Source organism: Cobetia sp., assembly GCF_983723665.1.
Genome location: NZ_CFDJES010000234.1, coordinates 1 through 2,839, shown reverse-complemented (window position 1 = coordinate 2,839; position 2,839 = coordinate 1). Strand labels below are relative to the sequence as shown.

General features: G+C 56.4%; 5 protein-coding genes. All 5 read right to left on the bottom strand.

The window, feature by feature from the left end; genetic code table 11:
* Window positions 1-33: 33 nt before the first annotated feature.
* Entirely contained in the window at window positions 34-597 is a 564-nt protein-coding gene (locus AC4FAH_RS14290) for a plasmid pRiA4b ORF-3 family protein (protein ID WP_213115208.1), read from the bottom strand.
* Between the two features lie 116 nt (window positions 598-713).
* Window positions 714-890, bottom strand: coding sequence for a hypothetical protein (locus AC4FAH_RS14285; RefSeq protein WP_156941181.1), 177 nt, complete (start codon window positions 888-890; stop codon window positions 714-716).
* A gap of 120 nt (window positions 891-1,010) precedes the next feature.
* Window positions 1,011-1,328: a hypothetical protein gene (locus tag AC4FAH_RS14280; RefSeq protein WP_213115207.1), complete on the bottom strand. Its 318-nt coding sequence runs from the start codon at window positions 1,326-1,328 to the stop codon at window positions 1,011-1,013.
* Between the two features lie 86 nt (window positions 1,329-1,414).
* Window positions 1,415-1,783 (bottom strand): PH domain-containing protein, encoded by a 369-nt coding sequence (locus AC4FAH_RS14275; protein WP_024952722.1) that lies wholly within the window; start codon window positions 1,781-1,783, stop codon window positions 1,415-1,417.
* A 280-nt stretch (window positions 1,784-2,063) separates the two neighbouring features.
* On the bottom strand, window positions 2,064-2,839 hold a 776-nt coding region (locus AC4FAH_RS14270; RefSeq protein ID WP_490246279.1), incomplete at its 5' end, for a LysR family transcriptional regulator.

Genomic DNA, 2,839 nt, shown 5'->3' with positions numbered 1-2,839 from the left:
CACCTTCAATAATGGCCGCTATTGTCTCTTGAGTCATGCCATGCGATTGAAGCCCGCCTGGAAGGGGATGAGGTGCTCTTCAATGGCCTCCTCATCCAGTGCCTCCGGCGAGAAGTCTTCCCCCAGCATCTGAAGTAGCTCGTGACCATGAGGATCCTGCTCGCCGGCACTGGCGGCTTTCAGGGCAGCATACCCCTGCACACCGCCGATATCCTCTGGCGGGCACGCCATGGCACCATCCAGCCATCTTGGACAGGGGGATACTGCCTCTACCTCTGTTGCTTCGATGACAATGCGATGTTTCCAGTCATCGCCAAAATCATAGAGATAATGGAAGTCATTCCCCTTGGCCCGATTCACCAGGGTCTTCAGCTTGGCATTTCGCGACATGGTAATGGGGCGTTCGCTGAAGTCGTCGGGTTCAGCGTAGTAGCGGCCGTCACACTCAAACTCGTAGAGGTGTTGCTCCTCCCACCCCATCACGTCCTGGATAAGCTCGTGTAGTCGGTGCAGATTGATCGTTTCTGGCACGACGACTCGACGCCAGACCAGGGGATCCGTGTCCATCAATTCAATACGTAGTTGAATGTCCGCCATTCGGCCTCCTCGAGTGAAGTCGCTGCGCATGAGCGTGTTAATATCCGGGCGATTGACCGGATTGTCCGTTTACGCCGCAAGTCGACTCGCTATCACGATGATCCAGTGATGGTGACTCACGTATCAACCGATGCGTTGTCCTCACTCTCCTTCAGCAATCCCTCTATCACCAGAATAGAGCGTTCATGCGGTGCTTGTGGGGTAGAACGATTGCCTTGTTCCACTTCAAAAGGGAGTAGTGCAGAGACCAGTACCGCGGCGATCAACGAGAATAATGCATCAAAGTATTTCATCGATATCCCCCTCCAGACAATGAATGTGTCTACAGAGACTATGCCGCGTGCTACAGAATTGCCTTTCGGTAATATCGATATGAACTAGCGGAACAACCGATGTCAGCGGCTGGCGCGTCGTCAGCGAGCGTCGGGAGCTCGTTCGGTGTCATTCCAGTCGATCACATGGCTGATGATCTTCCAGCCGGCCTTGCGCGCCGCTTTCTCTGCCTGAATTTTGGCTTGAACCTTGGAGATGCTGTCAGTCTGCACCGTGAAGGGCTCTTCCCATGCCAGCCGCTTGTTCTTGACGCCCAGTGTCACTCTGAGCCCCTTGAGAGGCGTGGTGGTTTCTCTGGCGCGGGGTGCTTCAGGACGCGCGCGAGGAGCGGTCTCTCGGGAGGTTGAGCTGGCGGTTCTGTTGGTACTACGCACGAACTTGTCGAGTTCGCGTTTCATGCTTTCTTCGAATTGGTCGACTGACATGTCACTCATCTGGGTAACCCCGTTTGATCAAAGGAATTCACATCTGAAGCAGCAGGGAGTCAACACACATAGGTGGTGATGACTTGCGAGATTTCGGTAAGGCGTGTCTTGCCGGTAAATTCAAATCTCACCGTACCGAGTGCCGAGAAATAGATCGTGAGCTCTGAATCAAGATCAAAGGTGCCGGAAGTTTCGATGGAATAGGTTTCAATCTTCTTGTAGGGGAGCGAGGTGAAATCTTTCTTGCTGCCGGTCAAGCCTTGAACATTGACAGCGATAATACGCTTGTTGGTAAACACGACCCCGTCACGCATTGATTTATAGGCTGAAATGATTTCTTCGCCCTCGATCAGCAGGTCATTGACGCGTTCGGCATATTCATCGTTCTGTTTGAGTTTAAAAAAGCCTTTATTATTGAAATCTATCATTGTATTACCTTGTGATTCGACAGTGCTGCCATCTGGGGATACTTCGCTAGCGCATGAGTAGGAGCCTTCCCTCGGCCTCTGGCGGGACATGCGGCTTTTTTCAGTATCAGGACTAGCATAATCCATCCCGCGCCAACGGAGTAGCCCCGCGCCCTGACACCAGAGCTCCGAGGCGATCAAGTGTGCTGCATGGCAGTGCAAGAAGGGAGAACGCGGAATGCACGCCGGCCTCTCTGGTCAGCATGACGCTTGCTGTCCGATCTCGGGAGGCCACCTTCCTTCACTCGGACGGCCAGACCTCTTCGAGACTTTGCAGAGCGGCTTCTACACAGGGCTCGTGTTGCTTGTCGTGACGCCACACCACACTCAAGGCACAGGGCAGGCGGGTATCCGGCACGATATTGAGGCCTCGTTCCTGGCGCTCGGCCAGCGCCAGTACATCGCGAGCCAGTGTCAGCCCGACGCCGGCGCGCACCAGGTCCAGCATGCAGACTTCCTGATCCACCTGCGCGACGCGGTGGGGTGTGCACTGACTGTCACGCATGGCATGCGCCAGCAGGCGTGAGTGAACGGAGTTTTCCGGCGTCACGATCCACGGCAGGGCGGCCAGGGAAGGCCAGTCAGTGTCCGTCAGGCGCGCTGACCAGCCGCTGGGGGCGAGAATGAAATAGTCGAAGAATGCCAGCTCGCGATAACAGAGGGAGTCATCGCGTGGGCCTTCTCCGGGGGGAGCGAGGTAGAAGCCGATTTCCCGTTCATTCTGGCGCAGCGCCTTGAGGACGCAGCCGCTCATGCCGTGATGGAGTTCCGTTTCCAGATTGGGTGCGCGTTCCAGAAGATGGCGCAGCAAGCTGCCCAGACGAATGAATTCCGGGTCGACGATGGTGCCGATGCGCAGCTTGCCGCGCACTGTGCTGTGCAGTGCCGCGGCGGCCTGCTCGAAGCCACGTGCGCTGGCCAAGGTCTTCTCGGCACTGGGCAGCAAGGCTTGGCCGTCGGCCGTCAACAACAGGCCATGGGGGTGACGCTCGAACAGGCTCAATCCCAGGCCTTCCT

What these genes read in the sequence shown, in the direction of transcription:
- AC4FAH_RS14275 (WP_024952722.1), bottom strand. Translation starts at nt 1,783, where the DNA reads ATGATAGATTTCAATAATAAAGGCTTTTTTAAACTCAAACAGAACGAT.
- AC4FAH_RS14290 (WP_213115208.1), bottom strand. Translation starts at nt 597, where the DNA reads ATGGCGGACATTCAACTACGTATTGAATTGATGGACACGGATCCCCTG.
- AC4FAH_RS14285 (WP_156941181.1), bottom strand. Translation starts at nt 890, where the DNA reads ATGAAATACTTTGATGCATTATTCTCGTTGATCGCCGCGGTACTGGTC.
- AC4FAH_RS14280 (WP_213115207.1), bottom strand. Translation starts at nt 1,328, where the DNA reads ATGAAACGCGAACTCGACAAGTTCGTGCGTAGTACCAACAGAACCGCC.